Here is a 16,530-nt window from a genome sequence, read left to right as displayed (position 1 = left end):
TGGACAAAGCAAGGGGATAATTGCCAACGTCCCCTCCCACAATGCCGATACAATAATAAACATTATGTGAGGCAAACGAGAGGTGATGGCATTTTCTCATCGTCAGGAACCATGTATTTATGGGGCGGTAAGAGTGTCTATCCCAACCAAGGCTACACGCTTGGCGAGTTAAAACAGACCTATCACGTTAATTGGCAAGCGAGCGAACACTGGGATAAACGCTACGAGATTTGTCGACCCACCACACAAACGAAAAAAGCCACCTTGAGCTGTTCAAACGGATTCTCCTTATCCGGAGGGAACTGCATCAAGAACAACATTACTTGGCGAACAGAATGCAACCTGATGAACTCATGCAAGATCACTCGCCAGCAATGCATTGAAGGTCGAGCCACCCGCATCATTAATGGCATACCGACCACGCTTGATTGCTGGAAGTATCGGGTTGAGCACCAATGCACTCGACCCAATACGTGCAACGTCCTGCCCGCCGATTGCACCACGACGTCAACCCATTGCAGCCTCCAGCAAAACGGTGTGTGCATTGAGGAGAAAGTCAATAAATCCTGCCCACAGCGGCGCTGCAGTGCCACCCAATTAATCTGTGGAGAAGAGAGCTTTTGTCTGGATGGCGATTGCTTTGAAGCCATGGCGACCACTTCAAACCGCTTTAATGAAAGCACCTCAGCCTTAGCCGCGCTCGCAGAAGCCGCTGACGGTATGGGTAACCCACCGAAGATATTTACAGGCAAAGGCATGAAGTGCACAGACGCCGCTTTTGGTTTTGCCGACTGCTGTAAAGACGGCGGTTGGGGCACGAGTATTGGCATAGCCCAATGCAATGATGAAGAGAAAGCGCTCGGTCAAGCCAAAGAGCAAGGCATTACGATAGCCCTTGGCCGTTATTGCGCAGAAAAGGTCTTAGGCGCGTGTATCCGGGAAAAGAAGACCTACTGCGTCTTTGATAGCAAATTGGCGCGCATCATCCAAGAGCAAGGCTCGAAAGGTCAACTTGGCATCAGTCTGGGAACCGCCAAACACCCCATTTGCGGCGCCCTTACCCCCGAGCAGCTTCAAGACATAGATTTTGAACGCCTCGACTTTTCGGACTTCTACGACGACATGCACGGCAACACCAACCTGCCTTCGGCCACAGAAATCCAAGAGCGATTACACAGCGCTTATCGCCATTAACTTAATCAATGATGAGGACATGATATGGATCCCCTACTCCCTTTACTTGTGGCCACCCTGTCGACAACCGGGTTTGCCATCACCCTTATTCGGCATCTTCTGTTCAAACGAAAACTCCATCAGCTCAAGCAAGAAATGATGAGGCACCAACAACAGCGTGGCATTGATGAAGCACTTTGGACGTTATTTCACACGCGCACCCACAAGATGCTGAGTTTCTGGCAATAATGAGGTCACACCATGAAGGACTTATCCACAAAAACGGTGAACAACTCAATTAACCGATTAACAATCAAACCCCTACCGTTAATGTTGTTGGCTTTATTGGCCTTTCACAGTATCGCCGATGAGCCCCCCAAGGGGTGGCGCTGGTATAACGAGACCAAAGCGCCCAAAGTCCCTCCCAAAGAGGAGGAGAGCCTCCCCCCCAACAGCGTCTCTACCGTGATGAGCGCCACCGAGCAGATGCAATGGTTCCACCGCGCGTTTGATGAAGCGTTAAACGATGCCACCATTAACCCAACCGATGAAGAGAAAAATCTAAAATTGATGAAGCTGAAAAAATTCATCGATGGCAAGACCACGCAAACGGGCATGACCTTCAAAAAGCTCATCAACGAACACCCCGAATACTCGTACACCAAAGACCGCCCCACAGAGCAAGCCGCAAGAGCGACGTACTATCAAGGTATCCAACTCAAAAACGAAGCCACTGTGCGTCAATTGGTACAAGAAGGTTGGGGCCTCTACTTCATCTACGAAGGGCAAGACGCCTTATCTCAAACCCTAGCACCCTCAATCCAAGACTTTGCCCACCGGTACCACATCGAACTGGTCGGGATCAGCAAAGACGGTCAGACCTTTGAGACGATTAATGAAAACCGTATTGATAAGACAGGGCGTGTACAGGTGCGCTACACACCGGCTTTAATGCTGGCCAATATCCACACCAAAGCACTCAAGCCCCTCGCCTACGGCTTCATTTCACAAAAAGACTTGCTCTCTCGCTTTCACAACGTCGCGACCAATTACCAAGACAGCGACTTTTAACTTAAGGACGCCCCGATGAACGCTTTTATCCGCACGTTATTGTTGAGTACGCTGATGACGCTCGCCTCAACCTCCCTCACTCAAGCGCAACCCCCTCATGCGATGACAGGCCAATACGCCTTGGTGTTCTTCCATTTTAGTCAGTGCGCTGAGTGTCACCACTTTGCCCCAACCATGAAGCGGCTAGAGCAAACTACTCAACTACCTGTGTACGATTTCTCCTTTGACGGACAACCCATCCCCGGTTACGCGACGCCTATACCGACCAACTCTGACATCACCGCTGCGTTTTTTGGGGATCTCAAAAACGCCATTACGCCCGCCACGTTCTTAATCAACGTCAGCAATGGTAAGTACGTGCGTTTGAGTGAAGGCAATGTTCCATACACTGAGCTGCTTAAGAGCTACCAAGCCTTGCGCGCCGATGTGGCCATCATGGAGAGTTTACAATGACGCGACCTACCCTCCTGACTCTCTTAATGAGTCTTTCATGTTCACTTCATGCCGGCGGCTTGGGCGACGCCATGAACAGCTTTTGGGATGACAGCAGTTTTAACAGCAACATCACGAACCCAAGTGCCTATCAGGGTCAATCCGCCACCTACTATAATGCGGGCAGTTTGTTTGCTCGCACCAACATCAAAAACATTCAACTGGCCGCCATCACCTTGCCTTCTGTCAGCGCAGGGTGCGGTGGCATTGACGCCTTTATGGGCGGCTTTTCTCATATTAACTCTGACCAACTGGTGGCTTTTGGTAAAGCCGTCATTGCCAACGCCGTGCCCTTCGCGGTGGATTTAGCGCTGCAAACTTGGGCGCCGAGCATCAAAGAGAATCGGGACAAACTGCAAGCCATTGCTGATCAGTTCCTCACCACCTCGATGAACTCTTGCCAAGTAGCGCAATCGGCGGTCTCTGGTTTAGCGGCCTTTACCGATGGGGAAGCCAAGCGACATGCCTGCGCCACCCTAGGCACGCAAAGCAACGCTTTCGCTGATTGGTTAGAAGCGCAACACGAATGTCGCAACGTCCGTACCAACCAGAGCACACTGGCTAGCAACACCGATGACGCCACGGCGCACGCAGTGAAAGTGAACTTAAATGTGGTGTGGGATGCGCTCATGAAAAGCGCTTACCTTCAAGACAATCAAGAGGTCGCCGAGTTTATCGTAAGCCTCACTGGCACCGTCATTTACGACGCGCAGGGGACGCCAAGCTACATTCCGGCCATGTTAGTGGGTAACGACACCGCCATTAACGCCCTTTTGACCGGAGGGGATTTGGAGGTGTATCGATGCGACAACACCGAGACCTGCCTTTCGATGAGCCTAAGCGCCATCAGCCTAAATGAAAGCCAAGCCTTTAACGCCAAAGTGCGCCACACCGTCGATACGCTCTATGCCCACTTACAATCTGACCAACCTATCACCGACTCAGAGAAGAGCTTTGTTGAACTCAGTGACATTCCTATCTTAGCAATGCTCATTGATGATGCGCACCTCAACCTACAACCAGAAAGCCATTTATACGCTCAAAATATTGCCGCCGATCTCTTGCATGCCTATCTCAACAACATGCTGATGATCGTCAATCAATCCATGACCAACCTCGCTTCGGTTAACCCAACCGACGTCAATCGCACTCTCGAAGGCATCAACAGTGCAAGGGATTACTTACAAACCATTCGAGACCGTCACAAAACAAAATTGAACGCGTACTTAGCCCTCACTGAGCGCTTAAAACGCAAACGAAAGCTCCTTAGCCAATCGGCAAGTGACGCTACCCTATCGAACCTCACCTTTGGCCATTAAAGGAGATCCCCAATGACCTTAGACTTTTATCTCTATGGCGCAGGCCCTCAATTACAACGAGCCTTGAACGCCGTCGCCACTTTTTTTACCACCAACACCTTTGGCTCGTTAATCGAAATCGCCTTACAACTGGCCTTTATCATCAGTGCCACCCTATTTTTTGTGTCTCGAGACGCGAAACATGTGATGCGTTTTATGTTCATTTACTTGGCTATCCCCACTTTTCTTATCAGCATGAAAGCCACCGTCCATATCAATGACGCGCAAAATCCTATGCGCATTTATTACGTGAATAACGTGCCTTACATCGTCGCAATACCCGGTTGGGCGGCCACCACGTTCATGCACGGCTTAACCGAAGGCATTGAAATCGTCTTTAGCAGTACAGAGGATGAAAGCTACAGCTCCTCAGGCATGGTGTTTGGTTCGAATTTATACACGTTGCTTCGTAGCGCCAACGCCGAAACCATTGATCTGCAACGCTATTGGAAAGACTTTTATCACAACTGCATCGTCGGAGACATTCGAATTAACAAAAAATACACCATGCAAAACATCCTGCAAGCACCGGATTTGCTGGGTTTTCTCGCCACAAAATCGATGTCCCCCATTCGTGGGCTCTATAACCCCCAGGGTCAATACAGAACCTGCCGCGACGCGTTTCCTGAACTCACTCAACAATTTGATGAAGAGGCCAATCAAACCATGAATAAACTGGGCGCGTATATCTTGGGACGAGAGAGCAACATCCAATCAACGTTCTTAAGAAACGCCATCGAGAATAGTCACCAAGATTTAATTGGGGTCAGTAACAACGCGGTCGATATTTTAAAACAGAACATGGTCATCAACATGACGCGATGGAACATCGAAAACACGCACCGAGGTATCGCGGCCAACTACGCCTACACCGCCAACCAAATGCAAACCACCACCATGTGGGCCAACATTGGGCTGCAAGCCAAAGAGTTCATTCCAATGATGCACTCGATAGGAGTGATTTTGTTTGTCTGCTTTGGGGCGATCATTGCCATCATTGCCTTGCTGCCACATATGGCGCTGCCTGTCCTTAAAAACTACGTTGGCAGTTTTTTCTATCTGGCCACTTGGCCTATGATATTCACCATCCTCAACGCTATAATGATGTGGTTCTTAGAAGGGGCGACCCAGGGCGCGACACAAGGGTTACGCGGCATTACCCTCTCGAACATGAGCGGCATTGATTACGTCAACACGCGTTACGCCTCCATTACCGGATACTTGATGATGTCCACCCCCGCGATTGCTTTGGCGTTAACCAAGGGCGCAGCGGCCATGATGAGCAGCTTAAACTACCAACTGGCGGGGATGATAAACCAAACCAATGCCCGTACGTCGGCAGCGGCCTCAAGCGGTGACATCAGCCACGGTAATACGCAAATGCAGACCCACACGTTTAATAACGTCAATGGCAATAAGTTTGATACGTCGACATTGCTGAAACAACACGGCAGTACCACGCAAAGCGAAGACGGTATGCTTTCAACGCAATACGGTGATAGAACGGTGTATGACACTAGCCCTACCGCGTCGAATTTCCAGTGGAATGTCGCCAGCTCTAGTCAATACAGTGAAGCGGTGCAAGGCTTGCATACTAGCGCTCAATCCAACCTTTCGACACAACAAGCGGCCTTGTCGCAAAGCACACAAAGTGGCTCTCAATTGATGGCCGATTGGAAAGAGAGTTATTCGTCAACCCAAGGTTATGGTTTAACTCATGGACACGGCGCGAGTGCGGCGGCTTCAAAAGGCTTAGAGCAGGTCAACTCCGCCACTGAGCAAGTCAGTGCGGCAACCGGATGGAGCCATGAGAAAGCGAATGCCTTCTTACACTCAGCGTACGGCGGTTATGACGTGAACGCTGGACTGTCAAGCGGCGCTCTCGGTGACGCCGTAGGGTTTAATGGGAGTGTGAACGTGTCCACGGGACAAAAATGGACACAGGAAGAGCGTGAAACGCTCAGCAGCATGAGCAACGAACAACAAAGCCAAATGCAAGCCGCCATCGAATCCTACCGCTCTGGTGCCAACCAAACCATCGAGGCGAGCAACCGCCTCTCGACCGATGAACGTAATACGGAGATGGGCACTTACGCCACTGGCTTTACGGCGAACTTTAGTGAGACGCAAGGTTTAATTACGTCCACGACACAAGCTCAACAAGAGGTCAATACGCTCAGTCAAGTCAACAGCCAAGAGCAACGTCATATGGCCAGCCTGACTGAGAAACTGGAAAAGCCGTTCCAAGAGTTTGTTGAGGAAAAATATGCTGATAAAGAAGGAAAAGCTCGACAAATCCTAACGGGCAATAATGATGACTCTCGCCAATCTCGATCTAATGAATGGGAAGCATTTAAAACAACCGATACGTTTAAAGATTTTGTGCTCGCAAGCTTACCCACGCAAGAAGAGCACGAACGTACCTTTAATTCTGAGCCGACCCAAGCCGAGTGGCAAAAGATGGTGGGGGAACAATTTAAAGGCAAGGCTCTAGGTAATACCGGTCAAACGGTGCTGGATCAGCATCAGAAACACGGCGGCACAGAGCGTTATTACAACCCCGACAACCACTCACAAATCGTGGATGAAACTCGCGGTCAATTTGAGAGTACCAGTAACCGTGTTGAGCCACCATCAACCTTGCAGCCAACACAAAAGGAAGAGGATAAATCCCGCTCTTAATCTATAAATAATGGTTAATTATTAAGCAGCCCAAGTGGGGAGTCAGAAAAACTGATAATATAAACAGTATAAAGTGGAGGGATTAGTGATGAAAAGATGGAGCGTCTTAAGCTTAACCGTATGGTGCTCCTTTGGGAGTCTAACGGCAGAAGAGATAGAGATAGACATTGATAAGTATGGCAGTAAACATAACCCTGCCTCTATGCGTTATTACGTTGAGCACTATCAAGAGCCCGATAGCCCTGAGTATCAAGCTTTAATGATCGGTGTTCGTGTTGCTGCTTATACAGCGGATCTTTATACCACTCGCTTAGATGCTCGCAACCAACGTATCGACTACTGTTTACCAATGACAGATACAAGCAATCGCGAAAGCTTAGATAGTTGGAGAACCAAAGATTTGATGACAATCATCGACAAAAGACTCAAACGCGATCCTAATCTAAAAAAATATGGGGAAGCAGGTATAGGTGTCGATATTGGAAGCTACCTTGTTGCCGCTCTCAAAGAGCAATACCCTTGCCCGGTTCAAAAGCAGTTTTAAGCTGTTGGTTTACCCTGCCAAAAGTTATCCGTTCTTATCATGCTTCGCTGTAAATCCCCGTGATGTCTCACGGGGTAAATTAGACCAAGCTACTGACTGGCGGCGTTTTTCAAGGTAATGATGGCTACGCCCTCTGCTGTGTCCTAATAGGCTTGATATATACCTATAGGCTTTCAACCAATCCAAGTTCATTACTTGTAATCTGGTTTAATTTTTTGCTGAAACCACCCCTGTTGATCCCTAACATCCTAGCAGCCTTTGATTGATTACCACGCGTATGAGTTATCAACTCAGTAAACAATGTGTCTAGCACCGTAGGAGTAACCCAAGACATATCCGGACTAGCTGATTTATTATCAAACCATGTTAGCTCCAGTTCTGCTCGGATAAATTTTTTCAAATGGTCTTTGTTGATTGGGGTTAGTTGGTCATTCATATAAATTGAAGGTTGTTAATCGATTTTATCATGTTGGCAAATTTATCATGAAAGTGCCTTAAAATCTGCTAACTCCCAAATTTGATGTCATGCAGACTTTGGTTTGTAGTCGCTTGGTGAGCACGGTCATCTTGACTTGAGTATGTCGTCTACTCAACAACTATGAGTTAGAAGTGTTCGGATTCCGAACAAGGAATCCGAATTCAAGCGTTGCCTTCCCAGCCTTAGCTCATCAATAGCTATCATCCTGATAAATATCACCTTACAAACTATACCCACCATCTATCGATCATCTATCGTTTGTGTTTTAATGCATCTAAATGCTTATCAGGTAATCTTCAAATGGCACGAAAAAACGATGGAATCATATGGCACTTAATGGACGCTCCATGGTGGTTAAGCGTAGTACTCTCTGCTTGTATTTATTTTGGGCTTTCATATCTATTACCTAGCTTGGCCGTGGATAGCAATAATTTCATCTTTGAAGCTATTGCTCCAAACTTGCCCTTGATGGCTCCATATTTTACGTTCTTATTTCTTCTCCCCGCACCGATAGCGTTTTTCAAGCAATATCAGAGGAAAAGAAGCTATCTCAAGACGAACACTCAGATTAAAATTCAGAGGAATACTTCCCCACTAAATCACCTGACTTGGATCGAATTTGAAAGTTACATCGGAGAATACTTTAAGTCTCAAGGGTATGCGGTCAAACAGTCTTTCGCTCAAAAATCTGATGGCGGTGTTGATATTTGGCTTACAAAAGATAGTGAATTAAGCCTTGTACAATGTAAGCATTGGAAAACTCGCAAAGTGGGTGTGCAAATTCTAAGGGAAATGTACGGTGTCATGATCGCGAACAATGCCAGTAAGATGATTATCGTAACTTCAGGAGACTTTACTTCTGAGGCTGTCACTTTTTCTCTAGATAAGCGCCTGTGGCTAGTCAACGGCAGCGAACTAGTACATATGATTGAAGATGGCCGCAGCTTTCAAAATAAACCCTCAATATCGCCCCAAACACACAGGGCAGGCGTCGAATCTATGATTTGTCCTAGTTGCCAATCTAAGCTTGTAATGCGTGTTGCTAAGCGAGGAGCTAAATCTGGTATGTCTTTTTATGGTTGCTCTACGTATCCAAAGTGTCGTTATACTTGCGACTGCTGAGTTTTAATCTATTCGCAAAATACGCTTGTTGTAGCAAGTAATCTTTGATGGCCCGAAAGTTGCTGCTGGCATCTATGCTATTTGGCATGGCCAACAACTGATTTATTGCGGTATCTCTGAAAGACAAGGCTAGGTCTGGCAAGATATTGGAGCAATTACCTCTTTTAAACCCTCTCTAGATGAACCTTGTCCAGTTCTGAGTCAGCATGTCGTCGCGACTCATGTTCTCAATCTCTATTGTCTTCCGACAGTTGGAATTGCGGCGTTTCTTTCTCTGGTAAAATAAAGCAGAGAATGCTCTAACTTACTTGTCGCTCTCCAATTTTCCAAGCTATGTACTTGTAAACTTGCCTACCGCAATCATCTGATACATAATGACACTACCATCTGATAAGGAGTTATTGTTATGTCACAAATGCAAGCATTCAAGCCTGTTAAACAGCCAGCTAGCTTTTGGCAGCAAGTAGGTATTCCATCGCGAGGGGTAACCCTTTATGAGTCTGTTCATAAAGGTCTGGATTTTGATGTTTTTGACAAACTAGCCAAGCACTCTAAATTGGAAAAGAAAGAGTTGGCTACCGCTGTTACAATTCCACCAGCCACACTAAACCGCAGATCGAAAGCTGGACGTTTTAACAAAGACGAAAGTGATCGTTTGTACCGTTTTGCTGAGATATTCAACCAAACCATCAACTTGTTTGAAGGTGATATTTTGGCCGCGTGTGAATGGATCAAATCCCCTGTGGTTGGTTTGGGTAATCGCCGCCCTATCGATATGGTTGCCACAACTGCTGAATCAGAGGGTGTGCTAAACCTAATTGGACGATTAGAGCATGGGGTATTTTCTTGATCACTTTGTACCGAATCGTAAAGGAAAAGTGGGAAGAGTCAGCTTTCGATGGCGAAGGCTCCAGACTGTACGGAGGGCGTTGGAATTCTATTGGACGGTCTGCGGTTTATGTTGCTGCGTCAGAGTCACTTGCCATTTTAGAAATCTTGGTTCATCTCAAAAATACCAAAGTACTTGAAAATTATGTCTTGTTTACGTTGGAACTGGATGAAGCCGATGCTTTGGTCCTTGAAAATGACGACTTACCGGACAACTGGAATGAAGAGCCAGCCCCGCTTCAGACAGCCGAAATCGGTGATCAATGGTTATCGAGCTATTCAAGCTTGGCGCTGGCGATCCCATCGGTGATTGTGCCTCGCGAACAAAACTATGTGCTCAACACAAAACATCCAGGTTATCCAAAACTCATCAAAACAGCCAAAAAACACGAAATTTCTTTCGATACGCGGCTTCTATAAATCAGCTATTCCCACTGTAATTGTCCGAGGACATTAAAGTTTGTCAGTTCCAATTTAGTTTGATCTGTTTTTGGCTACATCAAGTTAGACGGCGAAGATAAGTTAAACCACTTTCGCCCCGTTATTTTTCACAGAAAAAAGCGGTTCAACACTCCTCAGCTGAGTTTAGGCGATTAAAACTAATGCAATCGCACAAAAATTCAGTCTTGTTTTTCACTAGATAGAGCTAAACGAAATATTGTAATTAACGGTTCTAAATCGAGTGATACCCCTGCAATATTTGCATCAATCCATTCTTGTTGAGTAATTTTAGGCCACTCGATGGTGTAGCCAAGGACAAATACGAGTTCTTCAAAGAAAAAACGTAAAGTTCGGCCATTACCTTCCCTAAAAGGATGTAACAAATTTAATTCGCAAAATAGACTGGCTAATTCTTGGATAAGATCAGGCAAAGCCAAATTGTCTAACGAAGGGATAATATCAAATAATTTTGAAGCTTCAGCTTCAATCCTAGAAACGGTACAGAATCGAGTGTAGCCTTTAGATATATCCACTTCTCGAACTTGACCTGCCCATTCAAAAATATCTTGGAATAGATGGTGATGTAGACATTTGAGGTGATTGAAGTCTAAATGCTTGATTTCAGAAACATTACTTTTGTATGAAAGGTACCTATAACTCGTAAACTCAACTTCGGCTTTTTCAAGTTCATCCGAGTCAAGTATATTCAATCTGTTAATTAAAACATCAGAATTTGAGTAACAGTATTTGTCCTGATCAGCACCATATTTATCTCGCATACTTGCGTTTTAAATCTTCAATGGTTTGAACGTTCGATTTCTTATTTATCGTCATGCCTTCATAACCCAAACTGGTTTTGAAGTTCTTTAAGCTAGGGGTAAATGTAGCTTTTTGGCGCTTCGGATTTGAGACATTGGCCATATCAATGTTCCTCTTGTTGGTTGCATTAATTGTACATGACTAATCAGCTAATGTCATGAAGTAGCGATTTTCGCAAAGCCAAGTGAGCCGCGCAGCAGCATTCTATTCTAGTAATGTCACTGGCAAAGTTTTATCCAGAGGCTTCATTGGCCTAAAGTTTTACCCGTGGCACTTGTCTCTCAAAGTGCCAGCTAGCTCAGAGCTGCCCCAAAAACGTCACAATCTGAATTTTAACACGTGGCATTTTCTAGCTCGAAAATGCCCCAAAATGAGTCAGCAAGAGCTTGAATCTGATTTTTAACTCGTCAATTTGACTTGCTTTTCCTCATGCTTAGAACATCTAACGATGTGATCAAATTCACTAATTCGTGGCCAATATCAGTTGACCACATTCTTGCATCTAACTAGACAAGCAATAAGCACTGATCTTTAGCTTGTTCAGCTACACATTCGCTCAGCAATAGCTTCAAGTTTTTTGAGATCTAGACGACCATTAGCCCAACCTTCAGCAAATGGTATTGTATTCGATTTTGGAAGTTGGTTTTTCTGAAGATCTCTAACTCTGATTCTAGAGGGAAGTGCAGCACCTTCGCCAACAAATATGGCTTCTTGTTGTGACAAAATCGCTAGCGCGCCAACCATTCCAGATAAACCATCTGGTAGAAAACGGGCGACATGCTGTTGATCAGCAGAGTTAGTAAGCCTTAATACGACCCAAGTGCCACATTGTGATATAACAGTGCTATCTACATCTGCGGGTCTTTGACTAACAAGCATAAGGCCAATCCCATATTTTCGTCCCTCTCTTGCAATGCGTCTTATAGCTCCTTGTGCTGCTGCATATTGCGCCTCTCCATGATCAGGCACATATCTATGTGCTTCTTCGCATACGAGCAGAATTGGATCTTTTTCCTTCTCTTCTTGTGTTTGAAATACTTTATATTGAAACAATAATCTGGCAATCAAGGCAGCTAAAGGGCCTGCAACTTCGTTAGGCAGCCCTGAAATATCTATTATTCTAATGTCTTTTTCATCTTCAACAGGAACCCCGACAAGCTGGTTTAAAACCTTGTGAAGTCTAATTTCATCTTGTTCACCTTCCCAACATTGCAGCATGAAAGAGAGTCGCTTATCTCTTCGGAGAACTCTCACCTTATCTAAGACTGATGGAATACGAGCTTTCCCTAAATCTGTAGGTGGCAATGTCTCAAGGGTTTTAGTACCTTTTTTAAAGCGCCCTCCTTGTATGAATCTTATATGACTCTCAAACTCATCTAAGCAAAATGGTCTTGGTTTATCTCTGTCAAACTCAAGGATGTCTGATGTGTCTTTTTTATCACAAAGGTTTGGATCATCATGGTTTTCTAGTTCTTTCAATATGTCGGTAGCAAACTCTCTAGGGCACGGTTGCACAATGCCAGCCGCAACCAGACGAGCATGTGTTAAAGCTTTTTGAACGATGTTGTTTTGGCTAGTAGCACTTTCTTCAGTCTTGCCAACTATCAAACTAGTAAATTCATCGCTTGACATTAACCAGTATGGTAACTTTATCTGCTCTTGCTTATCTTCACCTACTGCGATGTCATATGCTCTATACTGTACAGCCCTTTCACTGAATGCAGCGCCATATTCGCCATGTGGGTCAATTACAACTATTTGTGGAGAGAAGTTCTTTTCTCCACTGTTATGCTCCAAAACACTATGAATTATTGCTGCGACAGTTCCCGACTTCCCTGAACCTGTTGAGCCTAATACTGCACAGTGCATTCCAAACATTTTATTTATATTCGCTCGGCAAGCTGTTGACTCTGATGCGCTATATACCGCAAATGGAACTAATGGATCTACCTTCTCTTCTCGTTCACCTTCAGCAGAACGATAAACACATGAAATCTCATCGTTTGTTAATAGAAATACGCCTTGCTGAGGTAGTGGGTATGTCTTAATACCTCGCTTAAAGGACAGCTGGGAACTAGAGTTATTCCAACTACCTTCAGCCAATAGCTGCACTTCCATTAGTCGTTGGTCAGAATCAGTGCTTATAGGCATACCAGCCTCTAGCAACTCTTCAGAGCGCATTCGAAGCATTGTAACTAGACCGAAAATAACCTTTCGACCATAATGGATCTTCACCATACTGCCGATTTGTCCTATGGGATAAACTCGACCGTTGAAAGTTCTAGTTAACTCAGAGATTTTATCTGAAATTTCAACTTTGATACTCGTCCCAGAGACCTCAACAACTTGGCCTATTTTCAGCTCATCAGTTGGTGTAAACATAATTTATACCTCACATCCATTTTTAAGTACTGATGTGACACCTTTAAATGTCCACCAATAATCATCATCGTTTTTTCTTTTATAGGGGCCTTGCTCACCCACATAGAGACCATGAAGAGATGCAATAATTACTCGCGAGCCATAACTCGACTTGCGCCATTGCTCTAGACAGGATGGAATTTCGTCTCGGCATTCAAGAAAAGCGACTAAAACGGTTCTGTTGTCGTCTTTAGATAGGGCGAACTCAATTTCATTGTTGATATGGTCATCACCAAAACTATATCCACACACAGCTAACACATTACTATTCGGAGAGTTTAGAGCTTTACGAAATAGGTCGAACTGTGCAGAGAATGGATCTTGTTGGGTTGCTATATATTTTGTAGCTTGAGGGTAGATGAGAACTCGACGGTCAGCTTTTGGATAGCGATCATTATCTCTGACTCTCCAGACATGCCCCTTTTCACAAAGAAACCAGTCTATTGAACCATGCATTTTGATTAAGTTGGCACGTTGACCATTGGTAGGCACAGGTTCGCCATAACGCTGAGTTCGGTGAGCTACTGCACCTCCAGAAAAACCATCCCAGTACGAAGTTTTGTTTAAGGCCAAAGCATCTTCTAACAAGGTGTCATAGTTGGTGGTAAAAATGTTTACGGGTTTTCTCCGTTCATAAATACCAGCGCCTGCGTGATTGAATAAAGTGTCAATGAAGTCGAAATGTGAGTCAATTTCTACTATCGGCTTCGATAGTGTGCCTTCTTCGTCTGTTTCTTCGGTCTTGCCTTCAACGTAACCACACCTGATGACATTGGATATCGAGTCAAGAATTAAACGATGGGCTTCTTGAAGCTCATCTAACTTGACCTCAGCTCCATTGATGCGGGCCTTTTTATCTTTACTCCTTTCCGCCAAGGCTGCGTAGTCACCTAAGTGACTGAGAATGTGCTCAATATGACACTCTTGTGGCAACTCTTTGAATAAGGGCTCAACAATCTTATCGAATACGTCCTTGCTACCGGCTTTCAAGTCCTTTTTAACTTTATTTGTCAACGGATACATAAGTGGCAGCTTAGCGTCAAAACTAATACCTGCGCCCATCAACCAGCTTTGTTCGGTACATTTCAGGTGTTCTTCTACTTGAGAAAACAAATCTGCGTCTATTAGGTTTTCCATTCTAATCCTTTGATTTACCATGTGTGTGGTAAGGTTTTATTCCCCCAATATTGCTCTTGTAGATTAAGCAACTCAAGTCACAATGATAAGTAATGTGATTTCATCGAATTTACACTACAACTAGGAGTGTGCGGTGCAAACAATAGGTTTTGTCCAGAACAGTTTCAATCGGCACTGTTTAGAACGAAAGTGCCCCAAAATGAGCCATATAGGGATTGAACTCAGGTTCAAACTCAGGAACTTGCCTTACTTTCCCTCATGCCTAGAGTTCTAACTTTGTCCCCAAATTCCTAATCCACTAGACCACTAGACCACTAGAGACTGTTCTTCAAACACAACTACGCACGAATACGTTGTTTAAGTGCTTCTAAGCTATTGAATAGTATAGAACAAAATAGAAGTTCTTGATTGATAACGTGCCTCGAATAGGAGGCAATGTGTGTTTGCACGGTTTTTAACTAGAAATTATATCAAAACTGAATTATATACATAATTTTCAGTTGGTTAGAGAGGGTGCTTAATATATGCTAAATACACCAATTCGTGCTGGCACGATATTAAAATGTTATGTGACAGTCTCTATCGGAGGTACGGTGGAAAAAATAAAGGTTTTTTGGCGCAAGTTCAGAGCTTTGTGGAGCACTGAAAACTTAATACGATTAATAAATATCATCAGTGCTGCCTCTTTCGTTGCTTATGTCTTTGGTATGTTCATTTTCCCGGTTTGGAAAAGTGCCGGTGACTGGAATTATATCCACAGAGTCTGGTATTCATGGCAAGCACTAAATGTTGGTATGCTTGCTTTTGCTTCTAGTCTTATTGCTTTCAATATTTCTCGTTATAACGCCAATAAGCAAACCGAAAGAGAGTTTATAGCTTCAAAATCTTTTTTACCTCAAGCTCTTAGCCTTCTTTGTAATTATTTAGAAACTAGCAGTAAAGTTGTTATTGAAGCCGCTGATAGAAGCAGAGATAGAAAGAAACGGGCAAAGGTTTTTGCGTCAGTTGCCCCTGTCCTACCTGACTATCATGTAGTAGTGTTCAAAGATTGTATTAAGCATGCACCACCAGAAGTAGGTAAGTACCTTTCTAAGATACTTAGGTTACTTCAGATTCATCACTCTCGGATGGAGACAATGCCTTCAGAAGCTGGTACGAATTACCCATATTATAAGTCCTGTTTATACAGTCTTGCAGAGCTTCAGTTTTTAGTTAATGGTTTGTTCGACTTTGCAAGGGACGAGAGTGACTTCGAAGTGGCAGTGTATAAGTGGGAACAGTTTGCTTCAATTTACAGGCTATATAAGATGGACTTGGATAACTATCCAAAACTAGAAGAGTTTACTAAGAGCTTGATTGAGAAGTCGTAGCAAGTCACATACAAAGCATTTAAGAGTGATTCGCAACGCTTGGCAGTTTCGCTTCGCTCAAGTATAGCCAAGCGCCGCTCACACCTTAATGCGACTACATGGATTCCCCCGGTTGTCAAACATCCGCTAAACTTATGTTGATGGGTTTTGGACTGCCGCTCTACATTCGGCCTACTTATCGACGATTCGCATACGTCGTGGCCCTGATGACTTGCGCGACTGCGGTGCCTTATTCGTTAGATGACATCTGGTGTGTCCGCCGCATTAACAGGCTCTCCGCAAGTGGTCTTAACCTATCTCCATCATTAGCGTCTGCAATGACCCGGTGGGTTTAACTCTTTATGCTGCTTAGGTTTCTACTTAAGCAGCATAGTTTTCATATTCGGTTTGATTGTGTAAAAGCGACCATATAATTCGTGCGTTCTTCGCGGCAAGTGCCACTATCGCTCGGTTCATTCCTCTTCGTTCTAGAACGCCTCGACACCACTGACTTAGCTTATCTTGCTTGTCGCCAAGGTTGGCAATGACTGTCCT

At 44.8% G+C, this 16,530-nt stretch carries 16 protein-coding genes and 1 pseudogene; 11 read left to right on the top strand and 6 right to left on the bottom strand.

Going from position 1 to position 16,530, the window contains the following annotated elements; genetic code table 11:
- The 7 genes from traN to AB4513_RS22440 form a co-directional block, all read left to right on the top strand.
- Positions 1–1,194 (top strand): type-F conjugative transfer system mating-pair stabilization protein TraN (traN, locus tag AB4513_RS22470; RefSeq protein ID WP_136975322.1); only part of this gene is annotated, 1,194 nt, incomplete at its 5' end.
- 24 nt (positions 1,195–1,218) lie between these two features.
- A complete protein-coding gene (locus AB4513_RS22465; protein ID WP_016799995.1) occupies positions 1,219–1,422 on the top strand; it encodes a hypothetical protein in 204 nt (67 codons plus the stop codon).
- A gap of 12 nt (positions 1,423–1,434) precedes the next feature.
- Positions 1,435–2,244: a type-F conjugative transfer system pilin assembly protein TraF gene (gene traF, locus AB4513_RS22460; RefSeq protein WP_170962716.1), complete on the top strand. Its 810-nt coding sequence runs from the start codon at positions 1,435–1,437 to the stop codon at positions 2,242–2,244.
- 15 nt (positions 2,245–2,259) lie between these two features.
- A complete protein-coding gene (gene traF, locus AB4513_RS22455; RefSeq protein ID WP_016799993.1) occupies positions 2,260–2,697 on the top strand; it encodes a conjugal transfer protein TraF in 438 nt (145 codons plus the stop codon).
- Entirely contained in the window at positions 2,694–4,055 is a 1,362-nt protein-coding gene (locus AB4513_RS22450; protein WP_102257493.1) for a conjugal transfer protein TraH, read from the top strand. The genes traF (AB4513_RS22455) and AB4513_RS22450 overlap by 4 nt, the downstream gene beginning before the upstream one ends.
- A gap of 12 nt (positions 4,056–4,067) precedes the next feature.
- Complete coding sequence (locus tag AB4513_RS22445) at positions 4,068–6,776, top strand: conjugal transfer protein TraG N-terminal domain-containing protein (RefSeq protein WP_102257492.1); 2,709 nt, start codon at positions 4,068–4,070, stop codon at positions 6,774–6,776.
- 88 nt (positions 6,777–6,864) lie between these two features.
- A complete protein-coding gene (locus AB4513_RS22440) occupies positions 6,865–7,320 on the top strand; it encodes a hypothetical protein (RefSeq protein ID WP_102257491.1) in 456 nt (151 codons plus the stop codon).
- Positions 7,321–7,483: 163 nt separating this feature from the next.
- On the opposite strand, the gene AB4513_RS22435 is transcribed toward AB4513_RS22440, so the two are convergent.
- Positions 7,484–7,756 carry a helix-turn-helix domain-containing protein gene (locus AB4513_RS22435; RefSeq protein WP_102257490.1) on the bottom strand — a complete coding sequence of 91 codons (273 nt, stop codon included), beginning with the start codon at positions 7,754–7,756 and terminating at the stop codon, positions 7,484–7,486.
- 342 nt (positions 7,757–8,098) lie between these two features.
- Between AB4513_RS22435 and AB4513_RS22430 the strand changes: the two genes are divergently transcribed.
- From AB4513_RS22430 to AB4513_RS22420, 3 genes are all read left to right on the top strand, one after another.
- Positions 8,099–8,920, top strand: coding sequence for a restriction endonuclease (locus tag AB4513_RS22430; protein ID WP_102257489.1), 822 nt, complete (start codon positions 8,099–8,101; stop codon positions 8,918–8,920).
- A gap of 406 nt (positions 8,921–9,326) precedes the next feature.
- Entirely contained in the window at positions 9,327–9,770 is a 444-nt protein-coding gene (locus AB4513_RS22425) for an antitoxin Xre-like helix-turn-helix domain-containing protein (RefSeq protein WP_016800265.1), read from the top strand.
- Positions 9,767–10,228: an RES family NAD+ phosphorylase gene (locus AB4513_RS22420; protein ID WP_016800264.1), complete on the top strand. Its 462-nt coding sequence runs from the start codon at positions 9,767–9,769 to the stop codon at positions 10,226–10,228. Before AB4513_RS22425 ends, AB4513_RS22420 begins: the two co-directional genes overlap by 4 nt.
- Before the next feature lie 200 nt (positions 10,229–10,428).
- Here AB4513_RS22420 and AB4513_RS22415 read toward each other — a convergent pair whose 3' ends face one another.
- The 4 genes from AB4513_RS22415 to AB4513_RS22400 form a co-directional block, all read right to left on the bottom strand.
- Positions 10,429–11,028 (bottom strand): Fic family protein, encoded by a 600-nt coding sequence (locus tag AB4513_RS22415; protein WP_102257488.1) that lies wholly within the window; start codon positions 11,026–11,028, stop codon positions 10,429–10,431.
- A complete protein-coding gene (locus AB4513_RS22410) occupies positions 11,018–11,170 on the bottom strand; it encodes a hypothetical protein (RefSeq protein WP_016800262.1) in 153 nt (50 codons plus the stop codon). The genes AB4513_RS22415 and AB4513_RS22410 overlap by 11 nt, the downstream gene beginning before the upstream one ends.
- A 438-nt stretch (positions 11,171–11,608) precedes the next feature.
- Complete coding sequence (locus tag AB4513_RS22405; protein ID WP_050643987.1) at positions 11,609–13,450, bottom strand: ATP-binding protein; 1,842 nt, start codon at positions 13,448–13,450, stop codon at positions 11,609–11,611.
- A gap of 3 nt (positions 13,451–13,453) precedes the next feature.
- Positions 13,454–14,626, bottom strand: coding sequence for an SIR2 family protein (locus AB4513_RS22400; protein ID WP_050643988.1), 1,173 nt, complete (start codon positions 14,624–14,626; stop codon positions 13,454–13,456).
- 524 nt (positions 14,627–15,150) lie between these two features.
- Here AB4513_RS22400 and AB4513_RS22395 point away from each other — a divergent pair.
- A complete protein-coding gene (locus AB4513_RS22395) occupies positions 15,151–15,996 on the top strand; it encodes a hypothetical protein (protein ID WP_102257487.1) in 846 nt (281 codons plus the stop codon).
- A gap of 360 nt (positions 15,997–16,356) precedes the next feature.
- Here AB4513_RS22395 and AB4513_RS22390 read toward each other — a convergent pair.
- Positions 16,357–16,530, bottom strand: a pseudogene (locus tag AB4513_RS22390) (IS110 family transposase); the annotation flags it as partial.

The sequence above is a fragment of the Vibrio sp. 10N.222.54.E6 genome, from assembly GCF_041473955.1.
Taxonomy (GTDB): Bacteria; Pseudomonadota; Gammaproteobacteria; order Enterobacterales; family Vibrionaceae; genus Vibrio; species Vibrio tasmaniensis_A.
Note: the sequence above shows the minus strand (reverse complement) of the source record. Positions and strands in the feature narration are given on the sequence as shown.